Source organism: Buttiauxella izardii (genome assembly GCF_003601925.1).
Taxonomy (GTDB): domain Bacteria; phylum Pseudomonadota; class Gammaproteobacteria; order Enterobacterales; family Enterobacteriaceae; genus Buttiauxella; species Buttiauxella izardii.
The window spans coordinates 17,007-32,532 of sequence record NZ_QZWH01000029.1 but is presented as its reverse complement, the minus strand read 5'-3'; the positions used below and the strand labels follow the sequence as shown (position 1 = coordinate 32,532).

Sequence of the window (15,526 nt, the reverse complement as noted above, 5' to 3'; positions counted from 1 at the left end):
TTGAACTAATTGCACAGCATTTAGATATATCCGTAGTGATTATGAGTATATCCATTTAAGCTAAATCATGTGAGAATTAACAACTCATTTTCATAAAAAAAACATATTTGCGCAAACAGTTGCGCAACAAATTTACGTAATCTGTGTGATAAAAAGTGCCGAGGAATCAGTCTTGAGCAGGAATGTGGGCATTATCATCACCGCCGCCGGGTTTGCCAGACGCTTCCGGGAAGCAGGTGGAAATGGCAATAAACTGGATGCGCGTCTTAACAATTGCAGCGTGTTTGCGCAAACGCTGAACAACGCCTGCGCAACTCATCTTGCGGTTCACGTAGTGACGCGCCCGGAAAATACTCACATTCAGGATTTGTGCCATGCGCAGCAGGTTCCCGTCACGCTTATCGACAGCACAGGTTTGGGTGAATCCATCGCCGCCGGAGTTCGCGCCAATTCCGACTGGCACGGCTGGCTGATTCATCTCGCGGATATGCCCTTTGTTCCCCCCGACGTGTTCTTGCAAGTTGCCGATGCGCTAAAAACCTACCCGCTTGTGCGCCCGCGCGTGGGTTCACTGCCCGGCCATCCGGTGGGATTCGATAACACCGGGTTCGACAAACTGTGCGGCCTTACGGGCGATAACGGCGCGCGTGAGTTGTTAAAAGGTGAAGCGGTGCATTTTATTGAAATTGATGATGGCGACTCGCAACGCGACATCGACCTTCCATCACAACTGGTACAAGGGAGAAAATAATCGTGCAACACCTTGATATGAGTGTGATTCGCCAGGCGCGAGAGTGGCTTACGGCACAACCGGTCTGGCTCTGTACCGTGTTAAATACCTATGGTTCATCGCCGCGCTCACCGGGCGCGCTGATGGTCGCCACCGCCGACAACCGCTTTTGCGGCTCGCTTTCCGGCGGCTGTGTGGAAGAGGATTTTTTGCAGCGTATTGCGCAAGGTGAATACCAGCAAGCCAGCCAAATTGTGCGCTATGGCGAAGGCGGACTGGAACCGGGGATCGCACTACCCTGCGGCGGCGTGCTGGATATTCTGGTGGAATATCTGCCCGCCACGGCGGGAAATGGGGCTTATCTCGAGAAAATGGAAAATGCGCTGAGCGGCCATTTTGCCCTGCAAAAACGCCTGACGCTGCCTGAGCCTTGCTGCCATCTTGAAGTCACTGAGTTTGCCGAGATCACCCAGGTTGAGCGCCATGGGCAACAGATTACGCTGCATGTTGCCGCCGCCCCGCGCCTGCTGATTGCCGGGCTGTCGAGCGTGGCGCTGTACTGTGCCGATTTTGCCAGCTCGCTCGGTTTTGAAGTGTTAGTTTGTGAGAATCGCCCGGAAGTGCTGGAGAACTTCGCCACACAGCTCAAGTCGGAAATCACGCTGCTTAAACAGTTCCCGGCGAACTATCTCGAACAAAATTCCTGCCACGCGAATACGGCGATTGTCGCGCTAACCCATGACCCGCGCATGGATGATTTAACCATGATGGAAGCGGTGAATACGCCTGCGTTTTATATTGGCGCAATGGGCTCGCAGAAGAACAGCGCGAAACGGCTGGAGCGGTTACAGAAAATTGCCGAATTAAACCCGGAAGAATTACAACGCATTCATGCGCCGATTGGCTTGCCGTTAGGCAGCAAAACTCCGGCAGAAATTGCCCTGGCGGTGATGGCGGATATTGTGAAGCGGAAAAACGAAGCGCGGGGATAGCGTCGGATGACGCTGGCGCTTATCCGACCTACGAAAGACATTCGTAGAGTGGATAAGCGCATAAAATCTTACTTCTTCGCGACGTGTACGCGTGAAGTTAAACCACGCAGGAAGTAGCGCAGGAACTGGTCGCCACATTCACGGAAGTTTTTGTTCTCTGGTGCGCGCATCATCGCGGTGATTTCCGGCATAGAGATGCGGAATTCCTGGCTGGTCAAAATTTCCAGCACGTCGTCAGTTTTCAAATCAAACGCAATACGCAGTTTTTTCAGGATGATGTTATTGGTCATCTTGCGTTCAATTTTTGGTGCAGGTTTGCTTTCGTCTTTGCCGCGCTTGAAGTAAATCAGGCCATTGAGGAAGTTTGCCATCAGGATATCCGGGCAAAGTTTGAAGTTCTCTTCGTCTTCTTTTTTGGTCCAGGTGACAATTTGCTCGGCAGTCACGGCAGTGTCGGTCAGGGCGAAGATTTTCACCATGTCGTCGTTGCCCAAATTCAGCATGTAGCGCACGCTGCGTAATACGTCGTTATTCATCATAGTGGTGATTCTCTCGTTCTAAATCTTACAAGCGGGGGTATTTCTAAAGCGGGCAGTATATCGGCACGATTGCAGATACCCTAATAAATAAAACTACACCGCTTTCAGCCCCAGCGCCTCTTTCAGGCTTTTAAGATAGCGGCGGCTCACCGGAACGGATTGCCCGTCGCGCAGCATCAGTTCGGCCTGCCCGCCGTCTTCAAAACGGATCTCTTTAAGATGCGCCATGTTCACCAGGTATTGGCGATGGCAGCGCACCAGCGGCGTGCGGCTTTCGAGGGTGCGCAATGTGAGTTCGGTAAACCCTTCGCTCCCTTGCGCGTTGGTGACATACACCCCGCTCATGCGGCTGCTGGCAAACATCACCTCTTCCATTTGCAAAAGGTAAATTCGGCTTTGCCCGGTGCAAGGGATGAATTTGAGATCTTCCTGGTTGGGCGTCAGTAACGTCATGTCCTGATCGACGCGTTCATGGCGCAGGCGATGCAGTGTTTTCTCCAGCCGCTTGCCGTCTATCGGTTTGAGCAAATAGTCAAACGCGTGTTCTTCAAACGCCTGCACCGCGTATTCGTCAAAAGCAGTGAGGAAAACGATGTAGGGCCGCTGTTCCGGGTCGAGCATACTCGCCATTTCCAGGCCGCTAATGCGCGGCATCTGGATATCGAGAAACACCACGTCCGGGTGTAAACGATGCACCGCGCCAATCGCTTCCACTGCGTTTCCGCACTCCCCCACAACCTCAATATCGGCCTCGTTTTGCAGCATGACGCGCAGATTCTCACGCGCCAGCGGCTCGTCATCGACAATCAGCACTTTTAACATGGGGTTTCCTCCAGAGGTAAACGTAGGGTGATGCGGGTAAATCGGTCGGATTCAAAGTCCACTTTGATGCCGCAGTCGTCGCCATAACGGGCGCGCAGGCGTTTGTCGACCAGGCTCATGCCCAGCCCGCAGGCGGATGGGTTTTCCTGATAAAGCCCGGCGTTGTCTTCCACGAACAAATGTAAATGCTCACCATTTTGGCTGGCGTTAATGGTGATTTCGCCCACGCCGAGCAATTGTGAAGTGCCGTGTTTAATGGCGTTTTCGACAATCGGCTGCAAAGTGAATGCCGGTAAACGTACCTGCTCAAGGCTTTGTGGAACGTTCAACTGCACACGCAAGCGCGACTGAAACCGCGCCTGTTCAATTTGCAGATACGCATTAACGTGCTCGATTTCATCGGCAAGGGTCACAATCTCGCTCGGGCGCTTAAGGTTTTTACGAAAGAACGTTGAGAGATATTGCACCAGTTGGCAGGCCTGTTCGTTATCCCGGCGAATCACCGCCACCAGCGTATTCAGCGCGTTAAACAAGAAATGCGGATTGACCTGCGCGTGCAGCAATTTGATTTCCGACTGTGTGAGCATCTGTTTTTGCCGCTCGTATTGCCCCGCCAGAATCTGTGCTGAAAGCAGTTGTGCAATACCTTCGCCCAGCGTGCGGTTTATCGAGCTGAACAGGCGATTTTTCGCTTCATACAGTTTAATGGTGCCAATCACCCGGCTATTTTCGCCGTATAACGGGATCACCAGCGTCGAGCCGAGTTTGCAGTTGGGGTGCAGCGAGCAGCGATAGGGCACTTCGTTGCCATCGGCATACACCACTTCGCCGCGCTCAATCGCCTGCCAGGTGTAATCGGATGAGATCGGACGCCCCGGCAAATGGTGATCGGCACCAATGCCGGTAAAAGCCAGCAGCTTTTCATGATCGGTGATCGCCACCGCGCCGATATCCAGCTCATGATGCAGCACCTGCGCCACTTTCATGCTGTTTTCCTGGTTAAATCCCTGGCGCAAAATCCCTTCGGTAGAGGCAGCGACTTTTAGCGCCGTGGCGGAAAATGCCGAGGTGTATTTCTCAAGCATCGCGCGCTTATCAAGCAAAATACGCATAAAGAGCGCCGCACCCACGGTATTGGTCACCATCATCGGCGCGGCAATACTTTTCACCAGGTTCAGCGCGTCAGCAAACGGGCGAGCAATCAGCAGAATAATGCCCATCTGGAAGAATTCAGCCAGCAGCGTAATGCCGCCTGCGGTGAGCGGGTTGAACAATAAATCGCTGCGCCCACGGCGAATCAAAAAGCGGTGTAAAAGCCCGCCCAGCAAGCCTTCAATAATGGTCGAAACCATGCAACTGAGTGCGGTCATTCCGCCCATTGAGTAACGGTGCAATCCGCCGGTCAACCCGACCAGCCCACCCACTAACGGGCCGCCGAGCAAGCCGCCCATTACCGCGCCAATCGCTCGCGTGTTGGCGATGGAGTCGTCGATATGCAGGCCAAAATAGGTGCCCATAATGCAGAAGATGGAAAACGTGACGTAGCAGAGTAATTTGTGTGGTAAACGTACGGTGACCTGCATCAACGGGATAAATAGGCGCGTTTTACTCATCAACCAGGCGATAACCAGGTAGACGCACATCTGCTGGAGCAGCAGTAATACCAGGTTAAATTCGTACATTGCGAGCGCCGTTAAATTTTAATGGGCGCGTAACATACGACAATGCGGCTTAACTTTCTTTGAAGGGATTCAATAATTTTTGATTTGCCCTCAATAATCGCGATATTCAGACTATGGAGTGCTTCAATTTGCTTATTCGCTCTTTTACCGAGAACGATCGTCTCAATTTACAGACTTTATATTTACAGGTTCGCCTGAGCGCCTGGCCGTGGCTGGACAGCAGCGCCTGGAAGCCAGAGGATTTTGATAGCACCACGCAAGATGAACAAATTTGGGTCGCGGAAGAGAACGGCGAACTGTTGGGTTTTGCTTCGGTCTTTGTCGCCGATAATTTTTTGCATAGTTTATATGTCGCTCAGAAACATCAGGGAAAACGAGTCGGGCTGGAATTGCTGAAGAAAGTTCAGGCAGAATTTACCGCTAGCGGCACGTTAAAATGTCTGGTGAAGAACGAGAATGCGTTGGAATTTTATCTGCGACACGACTGGAAAATTGAATCAACCGGGGATAGCGTGGACGGCGAGTATTATTTGATGCGATATGCGGGGTAATTTGCCCTCACCCTAACCCTCTCCCACGGGAGAGGGGATCATCCGGTTTGCTCCTTCTCCCTCAGGGAGAAGGCTGGGATGAGGGTGGTTTTAAATCAAACCGCTCTGAACGCAATATCCGCAGGGATCACTTCACCGCCCCAGTAAAGTTGTGCGGCAACTTTCCCGGCTAGCTGGCGATACTCCGCAGTAAATTCACTTTCCGGGCGGCTCACTACCGTTGGTTTGCCCGCATCAAGATCTTCACGCAGCGTTATGTGCAGCGGCATCTGGCCCAGCAATTTGGTGTGGTACTGATCCGCCAGTTTCTGCGCGCCACCAGTGCCGAAAATCGCCTCGTGATGGCCGCAGTTGCTGCAAATATGCATGCTCATGTTTTCGACGATGCCAAGTACCGGCACATCGACTTTCTCAAACATGACGATACCTTTGCGGGCATCGATCAGCGCGATATCTTGCGGAGTCGTCACTACAACCGCCCCCGTTACCGGAATGTTCTGCGCCAGTGTCAGCTGAATGTCACCCGTGCCTGGCGGCATATCAAGCACCAGATAATCCAAATCCGGCCACATGGTTTCTTGCAGCATTTGCATCAGCGCTTTGCTGGCCATCGGGCCGCGCCACACCATCGCGTTTTCATCCGTCACCAGATAACCAATGGAGTTGGTTGCCAGGCCATGCGCCATAATTGGCGTCATATGCGTGCCGTCTGGCGAGGTTGGGCGTTCGTGTTCCGCACCCAGCATGGTTGGGATCGACGGGCCGTAGATATCCGCATCCAAAATCCCGACTTTTGCCCCTTCGGCAATCAGCGCCAGCGCCAGGTTCACCGCCGTGCTTGATTTACCCACGCCGCCTTTGCCCGAACTAACGGCAATGATGTTTTTCACGCCGCTAATACCAGGGTGATTCTTTACACGTTTTAGCGTGGCGACGTTGTGGCTGAGTTTCCAGTCCACCGCTTTCGCGCCAGTAATACGCAGCAAATCAGAGCTGCATTGCTCTTGCAGTTCTTCAAAGGCCGAACGCCAGACGAACGGCATCAGCAGCTCGACGTGCAGCGTGTCGTCCAGCATGGCGACGTGGTGCAGCGCTTTGAGTGCGGTCAGATTATGTTTAAGCGTTGGGTGTTGAAAATTGGCTAGCGTCCCGGCGACCATAGCGCGCAGCTGCTCGGGGGAACGACTTGACGGGGATTGCGAATTCATCCCGGCTCCTTATGTTTTTATTGTCGGACATTGCAGTTTGTTAAGCATACCAGAAGCCACCAGGCGCGATAAAATTTCCTTGTGCAGCTTGTGTGGTTTACCGCAAGGCGGGCTTTCGGTTAACATCAAGGCCCTTTTCTCTTTAGAAGATGCAATTTCTACTATGGCTCATACCGCGAAAAAATTATTGGTAACGTGCGCACTTCCGTACGCTAACGGCTCAATCCACCTTGGTCACATGCTGGAGCACATCCAGGCTGACGTCTGGGTCCGTTACCAACGAATGCGCGGCAATACGGTTAACTTCATCTGCGCAGACGATGCACACGGTACGCCTATCATGCTGAAAGCACAGCAGTTAGGGATTACTCCAGAGCAGATGATTGCCGAAATGAGTCAGGAGCATCAGACTGATTTTGCTGGCTTTAACATCAGCTACGATAACTATCACTCCACGCACAGCGATGAAAACCGCGAGCTGGCGTCGCTGATTTATGGCCGCCTGAAAGAGAACGGTTTTATTAAAAACCGCACAATTTCTCAGCTTTTCGACCCGGAAAAAGGCATGTTCCTGCCAGACCGTTTCGTGAAAGGCACCTGCCCGAAATGCAAAGCACCAGACCAATACGGCGATAACTGCGAAGTTTGTGGCGCAACATACAGCCCAACCGAGCTGATTAACCCGCAATCCGTGGTGTCTGGCGCAACGCCTGTGATGCGTGATTCCGAGCACTTCTTCTTTGATTTGCCTTCGTTTAGCGAAATGCTGCAAGCCTGGACTCGCTCCGGTGCGCTGCAAGAGCAAGTGGCGAACAAAATGCAGGAGTGGTTCGAGTCTGGCCTGCAACAGTGGGATATTTCCCGCGATGCGCCATATTTCGGTTTTGAAATCCCGGATGCGCCGGGCAAATATTTTTACGTCTGGCTGGACGCGCCAATCGGTTACATGGGTTCATTCAAAAACCTGTGTGACAAACGCGGCGATACCGAAAGCTTTGACGAATACTGGAAGCAAGATTCCACAACCGAGCTGTATCACTTCATCGGTAAAGACATCGTTTACTTCCACAGCCTGTTCTGGCCAGCGATGTTAGAAGGCAGCGGTTTCCGCAAGCCAACTAACCTGTTCGTTCATGGTTACGTGACGGTGAACGGCGCGAAAATGTCTAAATCGCGCGGCACGTTCATTAAAGCCAGCACCTGGTTGAACCACTTTGACGCCGACAGCCTGCGTTATTACTACACCGCGAAACTCTCTTCGCGCATCGACGATATCGACCTGAACCTGGAAGATTTCGTGCAGCGCGTGAACAGCGACATCGTGAATAAAGTGGTGAACCTGGCTTCCCGTAACGCAGGCTTTATCGCCAAGCGTTTCGACGGCCAACTGTCTGCCGAAATCGCTGACCCGGCGCTGTACAAAACCTTTACCGATGCGGCACAAAGCATTGGCGAAGCGTGGGAAAGCCGTGAGTTTGGTAAAGCCGTGCGTGAAATTATGGCGCTGGCAGACGTAGCAAACCGCTATGTTGACGAACAAGCACCGTGGGTGGTGGCGAAGCAAGAAGGCCGCGATGCTGACCTGCAAGCCATCTGCACCATGGGTATAAACCTGTTCCGCGTGTTGATGACCTGGCTGAAGCCGGTTATCCCAACGCTTTCTGAACGTGCTGAAGCATTCCTGAATACGGAACTGAGCTGGGATGCTATCCAGCAGCCGCTGCTGAATCACAAAGTGAATAATTTCAAAGCGCTGTATAACCGCATTGAGATGAAACAGGTTGAATCGCTGGTTGAAGCCTCGAAAGAAGAAGTGAAAGCCGCTGCCGCTCCGGTCACTGGCCCACTGGCTGACGACCCGATTAGCGAAACGATCGCGTTTGATGATTTTGCTAAAGTAGACCTGCGCGTTGCGCTGATTGAGAAAGCGGAATTTGTTGAAGGTTCTGACAAGCTGCTGCGCCTGACGCTGGATCTTGGCGGCGAGAAACGCAATGTGTTCTCCGGTATCCGTTCTGCTTATCCAGACCCGGCCGCGCTGGAAGGCCGTTTGACGATTATGGTGGCAAACCTGGCACCACGTAAAATGCGCTTCGGTATCTCGGAAGGGATGGTGATGGCGGCAGGTCCTGGCGGGAAAGATATCTTCTTGTTAAGCCCGGACAGCGGTGCGCAGGCGGGTATGGCAGTTAAGTAATATTTTCCCTCACCCCGGCCCTCTCCCAAAGGAGAGGGAGAAAACCGGATATTCCCTCTCCCTCAGGGAGAGGGTTAGGGTGAGGGTTGTTTTGTTACGCGTCCGTCCGATTCCCAACGCTTTTATCTTTCAAAAACACAAACATCAAACCTAACCAAATCACGCCGCCGAGCAAATTCAGCAGGCTGAACAAGCCGTTTCCGCCTTGCAGATAAGCATGTTTACTCACTTCGATACCGACGGTGAAAATCAGCATCTGCAACATGCCCATCGCCGCTGAAACGGTGCCTTTGCTCATGTCGCTGGCGAACAACGTCAAACGAACCAGACCCGCATTCGCAAGGCCAATCCCGAAGGCGTAAATACTCAGCCCGGCGGTCATCCACAAATAAGCGTGCGTTGATGCCAATGTTGCCACCGCCGCAACCACCAGCCCCGGCACAATCCACCAGCCGCCCATGATGATCAGCGAACGTACGCTGCGACGTGAAGTTAACCGCGCCAGCACCAGGTTACCCATAATCAGTGCGCCGAATATTGGCACCTGCAACAAACCATATTCGTAGGTCGAAAGCTTTTCACCGCTGATGATAATAATTGGCGATTGTGCAATCCACGCCAGCAGCGGCAGGCTGACAAAACCAATCGCCAGCGCACCGGCCACAAAACGGCCATTTTTTAGCACCAGCTTGTAGTCATGCCCTAAATCACGCAGCGAGAGCTTTTCCCCCAGGCGCGTGGCGGTTTCAGGCATCGCGCGGTGTAAGCCGTAGAAGGAGAACGCCGCCAGCGCTGCGAACAGCACAAACATCGTTTCCCACGGCGCGTAGTGAATCCACGCAGCGCCCACCAACGGGCCGAGCAGCGGCGCAATCAGCGCCACGTTCGCCATCAGCGCGGTGATTTTGATACACACCGCTTCCTCAAACGATTCCTGAATCGCCGCGTACCCTACCGCGCCAATAAAGCACAGGCTGATACCCTGTAAGAATCGCAAGAAGGTGAATTGCTCGATGTTTTGCGCCAGCAATGTCGCCAGACAAGTGACGATAAACCACACCACGCCGGTCAACATCACCGGGCGACGACCAATACGGTCGGACAGCGGCCCTAACAGCCATTGCAAGAACATGCCGCCTGCCAGATACGCGGTCATGGAGGTTGGCACCCACTCGATTCCCGCGTTGTATTGTTCGACAACCGCCAGCATGCCGGGCTGGATCATGTCATTGCCGATATACGTAGAAAATTCATAGAGCACCAGGCACAGCGGGAATAGCAGTGCCTGGCGACCCAGTCGCTTATTATTTTGCATGAGAAACTCAAAGGAGAAGAAAAACGAACGAAGTGTAATAAATTGCCCTCGCGGTAGATAGTGAATTGTTATTTAAGCAAGACAATCGTTCGTTTGTTTAAGGTTTTCTTAAGAACGTCAAAGTAGTCTGTCGTCCTATAGTCACGATGCAGGGCGTGCGGCATCATCTTCATTTGACGGGCTAAGGAACTCAAAACGTTATGATCGAACAACTCAATCAGTCGCTTTTTCTGCTGATTAACGCAACACCTGATTCATCGGAATGGTTGATTAAATTTGCCATTTTCATCGCCAAAGATTTGATTAGCATCGTGCCATTACTGATTGCCATTTTGTGGTTGTGGGGGCAACGCCGCCAGATGACCGCGCAGCGTGTTGTGGTAATCAAAACCGCACTGGCCATTATTATTAGCGTGTCGCTGTCATGGATTATCGGTCATGCTTTCCCACATGACAGGCCGTTTGTCACTGGCTTTGGCTATAACTTCCTGCATCACGCGCCGGATGATTCTTTCCCAAGCGATCACGGGACGGTGATTTTCACCTTCGCGCTGGCGTTTTTGTTCTGGCACCGGGTCTGGTCTGGTGTCGTGCTGTTTGCCATCGCCTGCGCGATTGCCTGGTCGCGCGTTTACCTTGGCGTACACTGGCCGCTGGATATGCTCGGCGGTTTGCTGGTGGGCTTGTGTTCTTGCCTGTTGGCGCAAATGGTATGGAACCTGCTTGGCGAGTCGCTTCACGCGCGCCTGCACCGGGGATATCGTTTCTGTTTCGCCCTGCCCATCCGCAAAGGCTGGGTGCGTGACTAACCCTTTGAGCGAAGGTAAGATGCGTTAATTAACGCCCTCACCCCAACCCTCTCCCCCAGGAGAGGGAATAAAAAGGTTTAGTTGCTCACTATGGAAACCCGGCGCGACGAACGCATCAGCCGCCTGATTCAGGCGCTTAAACGCAGCGACAAAATTCACCTTAAAGAAGCGTCCGCCTTGCTGGGCGTTTCTGAAATGACGATTCGACGAGACTTGAGTAACGAACCGGGGCCGGTGGTGTTGCTTGGGGGTTATGTGGTTCTTGAACCGCGCAGCGTCACCGCTAACCACTATCTGTTAAGTGACCAGAAAACCCGTCGTATTGAAGAAAAACGCCATGCGGCGCGCCTCGCCGCAGCCATGGTTCGGCCACATCAGACGGTGTTTTTTGATTGCGGCACCACCACGCCTTACATCATTGAAGCGCTGGATGATGATCTGGAATTTACCGGCGTGTGTTACTCGTTAAACACCTTTCTGGCGTTGCAGGATAAACCCGGCTGCCGCGTGATTTTAAGCGGCGGCGAGTTTCACGCCAGCAATGCGATTTTCAAGCCGATTAATTTCCAGGAATGCCTGAATAACTTCTGCCCGGATATCGCCTTTTTCTCAGCGGCAGGTATTCACCCGCGTCACGGTGCGACTTGTTTTAATCTCGATGAGTTGCCGGTCAAACACTGGGCATTAGCGATGGCACAGCAGCGTGTGCTGGTGGTGGATAGCAGTAAATTCGGCAAAGTTCGCGCAGCTTGTATGGGGCCGCTTTCTGCCTTTGATTTGATTATCAGTGATGAAAAACCCGACGCGGCGTTTGTTGAATTTGCCGCGTCGGAGAATATTCAGATTGAGTGGTAATTAAGAGAACCAGCTGCCGAACCAGGAGTGGAATTTCATCATCACGAAATCCCACATCCGGCTGAAGAAACCGCCCTCGTCCACCGCTTCCATCACCATCAATGGGCGCTGTTCGATGGACTTACCGTTAAGCTGGAAGTCGATGGTGCCAACCACCTGGCCTTTCTTCAGCGGCGCGGTAAGTTGTGGTTCGGTCAGGGAGTAGCTCGCTTTCAGGTTTTTCAACTGGCCGCGAGGAATCGTGACCGAGCCACCTTCGCCCGCCCCCAGATTCACTTCGCTTTTATCCCCAAACCACACGCGCTGGGTCACAAACGTGGCGTCTGGTTTAATTGGCGTGACGGTTTCAAAGAAGCGGAAGCCCCACGTCAGCAGTTTTTCACTTTCATTAAAACGAATGCGGTCGGTTTTGGTGCCCAGCACCACGGAAATCAAACGCATGTCGCCGGAGGTTGCTGATGCGACCAGGTTGTAACCCGCGCCGGTAGTGGTGCCGGTTTTCATGCCATCGACGTTAAGGTTTGAGCTCCACAGCAAGCGGTTACGGTTCGGCTGCTTGATGTTATTAAAGGTGAACTCTTTCTCTTTATGGATGGCGTACTCTTCCGGCACATCGTGAATCAACGCTTTGCCCAGCAGCGCCATGTCGCGCGCGGTACTGAACTGCCCTGGCGCATCCAGGCCGTGGACGGTTTTGAAGGTGGTGTTAGTGAGGTTCAGCTTTTGCGCGTAGTTGTTCATCAGGCTAACGAACGAGTCCTGGCTGCCCGCGACGTAATCGGCAATCGCAATGCTGGCGTCGTTACCTGACTGAATAATCACGCCTTTGTTCAGGTCTTCAACCGAGACTTTATCGCCCGGTTTTAAGAACATCAGCGATGAACCGCGCAGCGCCGGGTTGCCGGTAGCCCACGCATCTTTGCCAATGGTGACCATATCGGTCAGTTTGATTTTATCGGCTTTGAGCGCCTGCCCGACCACGTAACTGGTCATCAATTTGGTCAGACTCGCCGGATCAAGTTGCGAATCGGCATTCCCTTCGGCCAACACTTTACCGCTGGCATAATCCATTAAGATCCAGGCCTTAGCATCAACTTGCGGTGCATCAGCAGTCTGTTGTTCCGCACTAACCGCAGGCGCGGCCACCAACAGCAGGGTCGTACCCGCCAGTAATGCTCGAAGCGAAGCAGGGATTTGCAAAGTTTTCATAACACCACCCAGTATCCATTCTATAAAAGTGACGACGCGCGCCGTGACTTAATGTTTCAAGTTGCCAGTAAGCTATCGCGGGAAACATCTTAATGAAACATAACGTTGGTAAAGTTTTTTAAGTTTATTCGATAACTGCGCGACTTGCCGCCACGTTGATGAGTTTTTTACCTGCCGTTGATGTTCACTGCTGTTTTCTTCATCAGCCCACGGCATACTGGGGTGCAAACCCACGTACAGAGGAAACAAAATGATCACAGTTTGGGGCAGAGATAATTCGACGAATGTGAAAAAAGTGTTGTGGTGTCTGGAAGAATTAGGCGTGGCGTATCAATCGGTTCCGGCGGGCGGGAAATTTGGTAAAACCCACGATGCTGAATATCTGGCAATGAACCCCAATGCGCTGGTGCCATGTATTCACGACGACGCCACCGACCTGACGTTATGGGAATCCAATACCATCGTGCGTTATCTTGCCGCGCAGTATGGCAAAGAGACGCTGTGGATTGCCGACCCTGCGACTCGTGCGCGCGGTGAAAAGTGGATGGACTGGGCAGGCACAACGCTTGCTGGCCCGCATCGCGGCGTGTTTTTCAGCCTGGTGCGTATTGCGCCGGAAGAGCGCAGCCAAAAGCTTATCGACGACAGTATCGCGCAATGCAACACGCTGTTTGCCATCGTGGAAGCGGAGCTGGCGAAGCAAAAATGGCTGGGAGGCGATGCGTTCAGCGTGGCGGATATCGCCCTTGCCCCGAGCGTTTACAACCTGCTCAATCTTGATGTGCAATGGAATGATTTTCCGAACCTACGACGCTGGTATCAGCAACTGACCCAGCGCACGGCGTTCAAGAAAATCGTCATGATTCCCTTAAGCTAATCACTCGTTCCGTAGGTCGGATAAGCGCAGCGTCATCCGACACTTTCACCTGCCATGACAGGCGCAAATGGTGGATGACGCTAGCGCTTATCCACCCTACAAAACCCGTTTATTTCGCGTTGTCATCATTCTGGGATGGGCTGATCTTCAACAATTGCCCATCTGATTCGTCGGTCAGGACATACAGATAACCGTCCGGGCCGACGCGCACATCGCGGATCCGCTCGCCGTGGTCGTCAAGCAAACGCTTCTGCTCCGTGACTTTATCGCCGTTCAGCGTCAACTCAATCAGGTTCTTCTCTTTTAGCGCGCCAATAAACAGCTTCCCTTTCCACTGCGGGAATTTATCGCTGTTATAGAACGCCATGCCGCTCACCGCCGGAGAAACTTTCCAGTAATAAATCGGCTGTTCGGTACCCTCAACAATTTCTCCTTTCGCTTCCGGTATCGGCAACCCGCTGTAATTAATGCCCCACGTCGCCAGCGGCCAGCCGTAGTTTTTACCCGGCTGCGCGACGTTAATTTCATCGCCGCCTTTCGGCCCGTGTTCATTAAGCCACAACTCGCCGTTAGCCGGATTAAGCGCCATGCCCTGCGGATTACGATGCCCATAAGACCAGATTTCACTGCGAACACCCTGCTTGCCCGCAAACGGGTTATCCGGCGGCACCTCGCCGTTTTCGGTCAGGCGCACCAGTTTGCCTTGCAGTTTGTCCATGTCCTGGGCGGTTGAACGCTGATTGTTTTCACCGAGCGCGATAAACAGATAGCCTTTGCCATCAAACACCATGCGCCCGCCAAAGTGATTGCCGGTGGAAAGTTTTGGCGTCTGGCGGAAGACGACTTTGAAGTTTTCCAGCCGTTCCATATTGCTGCTCAAGGTGCCGTAGCCGACGGCGGTGCCCGCTTTATCATCGCTATTCGCTTCCGCGAAACTTAGCCAGACGCGGCGGCTTTGTTCAAAATCCGGAGCCAGCACCACATCCAGCAATCCGCCCTGCCCATGCGCCCAGACTTTTGGCACGCCGACAATCGGGTCGCCTAAGCCCTCGCCAGGCTGCCAGCGGCGTAACTGCCCGTCACGCAGCGTAATCAGCATGCCTTTATTCTCTGGCAAAAATGCCAATGACCAGGGGTGATCGAGCTTGCTTTGCAACACATCGACTTTCACTTCAGCGGCATAAGTCCAGCTTGCTGAAAGGAGCAATGTGGCGGTGATGAGTGAATTGAGTCCGGACCGTGACATAGCCTTCTCCTTATCGGTTACCCGATAAGGTTAGTCGTCCATAAATGGGGGGATGAGAATTTTACAAAAACTTGAACAAGGGGGAGTTTCCTCCCCCTGATATCAGGTTTCTACCGCCAGTTGGTGGCCCATAATATCTTTCAGGCTGGCAGAAAGCTGAGACAAGCAACTTTCCAGTTTTTCGGCATCGACGGCGATATATTGCGGGCAATCGTGACGCCCGGTCATCAGGCAGACGGCAGCAGAGCATACCGCGCTCATTCCTTGATTCAGCGTTTCGATTTCTTGCAGCGCAAGATGCGATTTGAGGCGTAACGACTTCTCACGATACTCGTTCGACAAATCGAACAAGTTATCGCGCAGATGCTCAGTTTCAACCACAGACATATAGCCTTTCGCTTTTCTCATACAAAGATAAGCGGCGATGTCTATTTTGGCGATAATCATCTTTTTCAAGAGATCGCGTTTGAGTGGCTCCCCAGTCATACATTTAC

The 15,526-nt window shown here is 52.8% G+C and carries 15 protein-coding genes; 7 read left to right on the top strand and 8 right to left on the bottom strand.

Annotation, left to right across the window (positions count from 1 at the left end; genetic code table 11):
- Positions 1-172 precede the first annotated feature (172 nt).
- Both D6029_RS13760 and D6029_RS13755 read left to right on the top strand, forming a co-directional pair.
- Positions 173-751, top strand: a complete 579-nt coding sequence (locus tag D6029_RS13760) for a nucleotidyltransferase family protein (protein ID WP_244212410.1) — start codon at positions 173-175, stop codon at positions 749-751.
- Between the two features lie 2 nt (positions 752-753).
- Positions 754-1,722 (top strand): XdhC family protein, encoded by a 969-nt coding sequence (locus D6029_RS13755; protein ID WP_120065296.1) that lies wholly within the window; start codon positions 754-756, stop codon positions 1,720-1,722.
- A 68-nt stretch (positions 1,723-1,790) separates the two neighbouring features.
- Here D6029_RS13755 and D6029_RS13750 read toward each other — a convergent pair whose 3' ends face one another.
- From D6029_RS13750 to D6029_RS13740, 3 genes are all read right to left on the bottom strand, one after another.
- A complete protein-coding gene (locus tag D6029_RS13750; RefSeq protein WP_034496898.1) occupies positions 1,791-2,261 on the bottom strand; it encodes a YehS family protein in 471 nt (156 codons plus the stop codon).
- Positions 2,262-2,354: 93 nt separating this feature from the next.
- On the bottom strand, positions 2,355-3,083 hold the full coding sequence (gene btsR, locus D6029_RS13745) for a two-component system response regulator BtsR (protein ID WP_120065295.1): 729 nt from the start codon (positions 3,081-3,083) through the stop codon (positions 2,355-2,357).
- On the bottom strand, positions 3,077-4,765 hold the full coding sequence (locus D6029_RS13740) for a sensor histidine kinase (protein WP_120065294.1): 1,689 nt from the start codon (positions 4,763-4,765) through the stop codon (positions 3,077-3,079). The genes btsR and D6029_RS13740 overlap by 7 nt, the downstream gene beginning before the upstream one ends.
- Before the next feature lie 113 nt (positions 4,766-4,878).
- Here D6029_RS13740 and D6029_RS13735 point away from each other — a divergent pair, with 113 nt between their 5' ends.
- A complete protein-coding gene (locus tag D6029_RS13735) occupies positions 4,879-5,316 on the top strand; it encodes a GNAT family N-acetyltransferase (protein ID WP_120065293.1) in 438 nt (145 codons plus the stop codon).
- A 95-nt stretch (positions 5,317-5,411) separates the two neighbouring features.
- Here the strand turns inward: D6029_RS13735 and apbC are convergent, their stop codons facing one another.
- Positions 5,412-6,524 carry an iron-sulfur cluster carrier protein ApbC gene (gene apbC, locus D6029_RS13730; protein WP_120065292.1) on the bottom strand — a complete coding sequence of 371 codons (1,113 nt, stop codon included), beginning with the start codon at positions 6,522-6,524 and terminating at the stop codon, positions 5,412-5,414.
- Between the two features lie 163 nt (positions 6,525-6,687).
- Here apbC and metG point away from each other — a divergent pair, with 163 nt between their 5' ends.
- Positions 6,688-8,721 carry a methionine--tRNA ligase gene (gene metG, locus D6029_RS13725; protein WP_120065291.1) on the top strand — a complete coding sequence of 678 codons (2,034 nt, stop codon included), beginning with the start codon at positions 6,688-6,690 and terminating at the stop codon, positions 8,719-8,721.
- A 94-nt stretch (positions 8,722-8,815) separates the two neighbouring features.
- On the opposite strand, the gene D6029_RS13720 is transcribed toward metG, so the two are convergent.
- Positions 8,816-10,036 carry an MFS transporter gene (locus D6029_RS13720; RefSeq protein ID WP_120065290.1) on the bottom strand — a complete coding sequence of 407 codons (1,221 nt, stop codon included), beginning with the start codon at positions 10,034-10,036 and terminating at the stop codon, positions 8,816-8,818.
- A gap of 200 nt (positions 10,037-10,236) precedes the next feature.
- Between D6029_RS13720 and ybjG the strand changes: the two genes are divergently transcribed.
- Both ybjG and deoR read left to right on the top strand, forming a co-directional pair.
- On the top strand, positions 10,237-10,845 hold the full coding sequence (gene ybjG / locus D6029_RS13715; RefSeq protein ID WP_120065289.1) for an undecaprenyl-diphosphate phosphatase: 609 nt from the start codon (positions 10,237-10,239) through the stop codon (positions 10,843-10,845).
- Between the two features lie 90 nt (positions 10,846-10,935).
- Positions 10,936-11,700 (top strand): DNA-binding transcriptional repressor DeoR, encoded by a 765-nt coding sequence (deoR, locus tag D6029_RS13710; protein WP_120065288.1) that lies wholly within the window; start codon positions 10,936-10,938, stop codon positions 11,698-11,700.
- Here deoR and dacC read toward each other — a convergent pair whose 3' ends face one another.
- Positions 11,701-12,909, bottom strand: a complete 1,209-nt coding sequence (dacC, locus tag D6029_RS13705) for a serine-type D-Ala-D-Ala carboxypeptidase (protein WP_120065287.1) — start codon at positions 12,907-12,909, stop codon at positions 11,701-11,703. It lies immediately after the preceding gene.
- 250 nt (positions 12,910-13,159) lie between these two features.
- On the opposite strand from dacC, the gene D6029_RS13700 reads away from it, so the two are divergent.
- Positions 13,160-13,786 (top strand): glutathione S-transferase family protein, encoded by a 627-nt coding sequence (locus tag D6029_RS13700; RefSeq protein ID WP_120065286.1) that lies wholly within the window; start codon positions 13,160-13,162, stop codon positions 13,784-13,786.
- A gap of 109 nt (positions 13,787-13,895) precedes the next feature.
- Here the strand turns inward: D6029_RS13700 and D6029_RS13695 are convergent, their stop codons facing one another.
- Together D6029_RS13695 and D6029_RS13690 are read right to left on the bottom strand one after the other, a co-directional pair.
- Complete coding sequence (locus tag D6029_RS13695) at positions 13,896-15,032, bottom strand: PQQ-dependent sugar dehydrogenase (protein ID WP_120065285.1); 1,137 nt, start codon at positions 15,030-15,032, stop codon at positions 13,896-13,898.
- Between the two features lie 102 nt (positions 15,033-15,134).
- Positions 15,135-15,518, bottom strand: coding sequence for a biofilm formation regulator BssR (locus tag D6029_RS13690; protein WP_120065284.1), 384 nt, complete (start codon positions 15,516-15,518; stop codon positions 15,135-15,137).
- Between the last annotated feature and the right edge of the window lie 8 nt (positions 15,519-15,526).

Excerpts from the sequence above, each read along its gene's own strand:
- D6029_RS13750 (WP_034496898.1), bottom strand. The coding sequence starts at position 2,261 with ATGATGAATAACGACGTATTACGCAGCGTGCGCTACATGCTGAATTTG.
- btsR (WP_120065295.1), bottom strand. The coding sequence starts at position 3,083 with ATGTTAAAAGTGCTGATTGTCGATGACGAGCCGCTGGCGCGTGAGAAT.
- D6029_RS13740 (WP_120065294.1), bottom strand. The coding sequence starts at position 4,765 with ATGTACGAATTTAACCTGGTATTACTGCTGCTCCAGCAGATGTGCGTC.
- D6029_RS13735 (WP_120065293.1), top strand. The coding sequence starts at position 4,879 with ATGGAGTGCTTCAATTTGCTTATTCGCTCTTTTACCGAGAACGATCGT.
- apbC (WP_120065292.1), bottom strand. The coding sequence starts at position 6,524 with ATGAATTCGCAATCCCCGTCAAGTCGTTCCCCCGAGCAGCTGCGCGCT.
- metG (WP_120065291.1), top strand. The coding sequence starts at position 6,688 with ATGGCTCATACCGCGAAAAAATTATTGGTAACGTGCGCACTTCCGTAC.
- D6029_RS13720 (WP_120065290.1), bottom strand. The coding sequence starts at position 10,036 with ATGCAAAATAATAAGCGACTGGGTCGCCAGGCACTGCTATTCCCGCTG.
- ybjG (WP_120065289.1), top strand. The coding sequence starts at position 10,237 with ATGATCGAACAACTCAATCAGTCGCTTTTTCTGCTGATTAACGCAACA.
- deoR (WP_120065288.1), top strand. The coding sequence starts at position 10,936 with ATGGAAACCCGGCGCGACGAACGCATCAGCCGCCTGATTCAGGCGCTT.
- dacC (WP_120065287.1), bottom strand. The coding sequence starts at position 12,909 with ATGAAAACTTTGCAAATCCCTGCTTCGCTTCGAGCATTACTGGCGGGT.
- D6029_RS13700 (WP_120065286.1), top strand. The coding sequence starts at position 13,160 with ATGATCACAGTTTGGGGCAGAGATAATTCGACGAATGTGAAAAAAGTG.
- D6029_RS13695 (WP_120065285.1), bottom strand. The coding sequence starts at position 15,032 with ATGTCACGGTCCGGACTCAATTCACTCATCACCGCCACATTGCTCCTT.
- D6029_RS13690 (WP_120065284.1), bottom strand. The coding sequence starts at position 15,518 with ATGACTGGGGAGCCACTCAAACGCGATCTCTTGAAAAAGATGATTATC.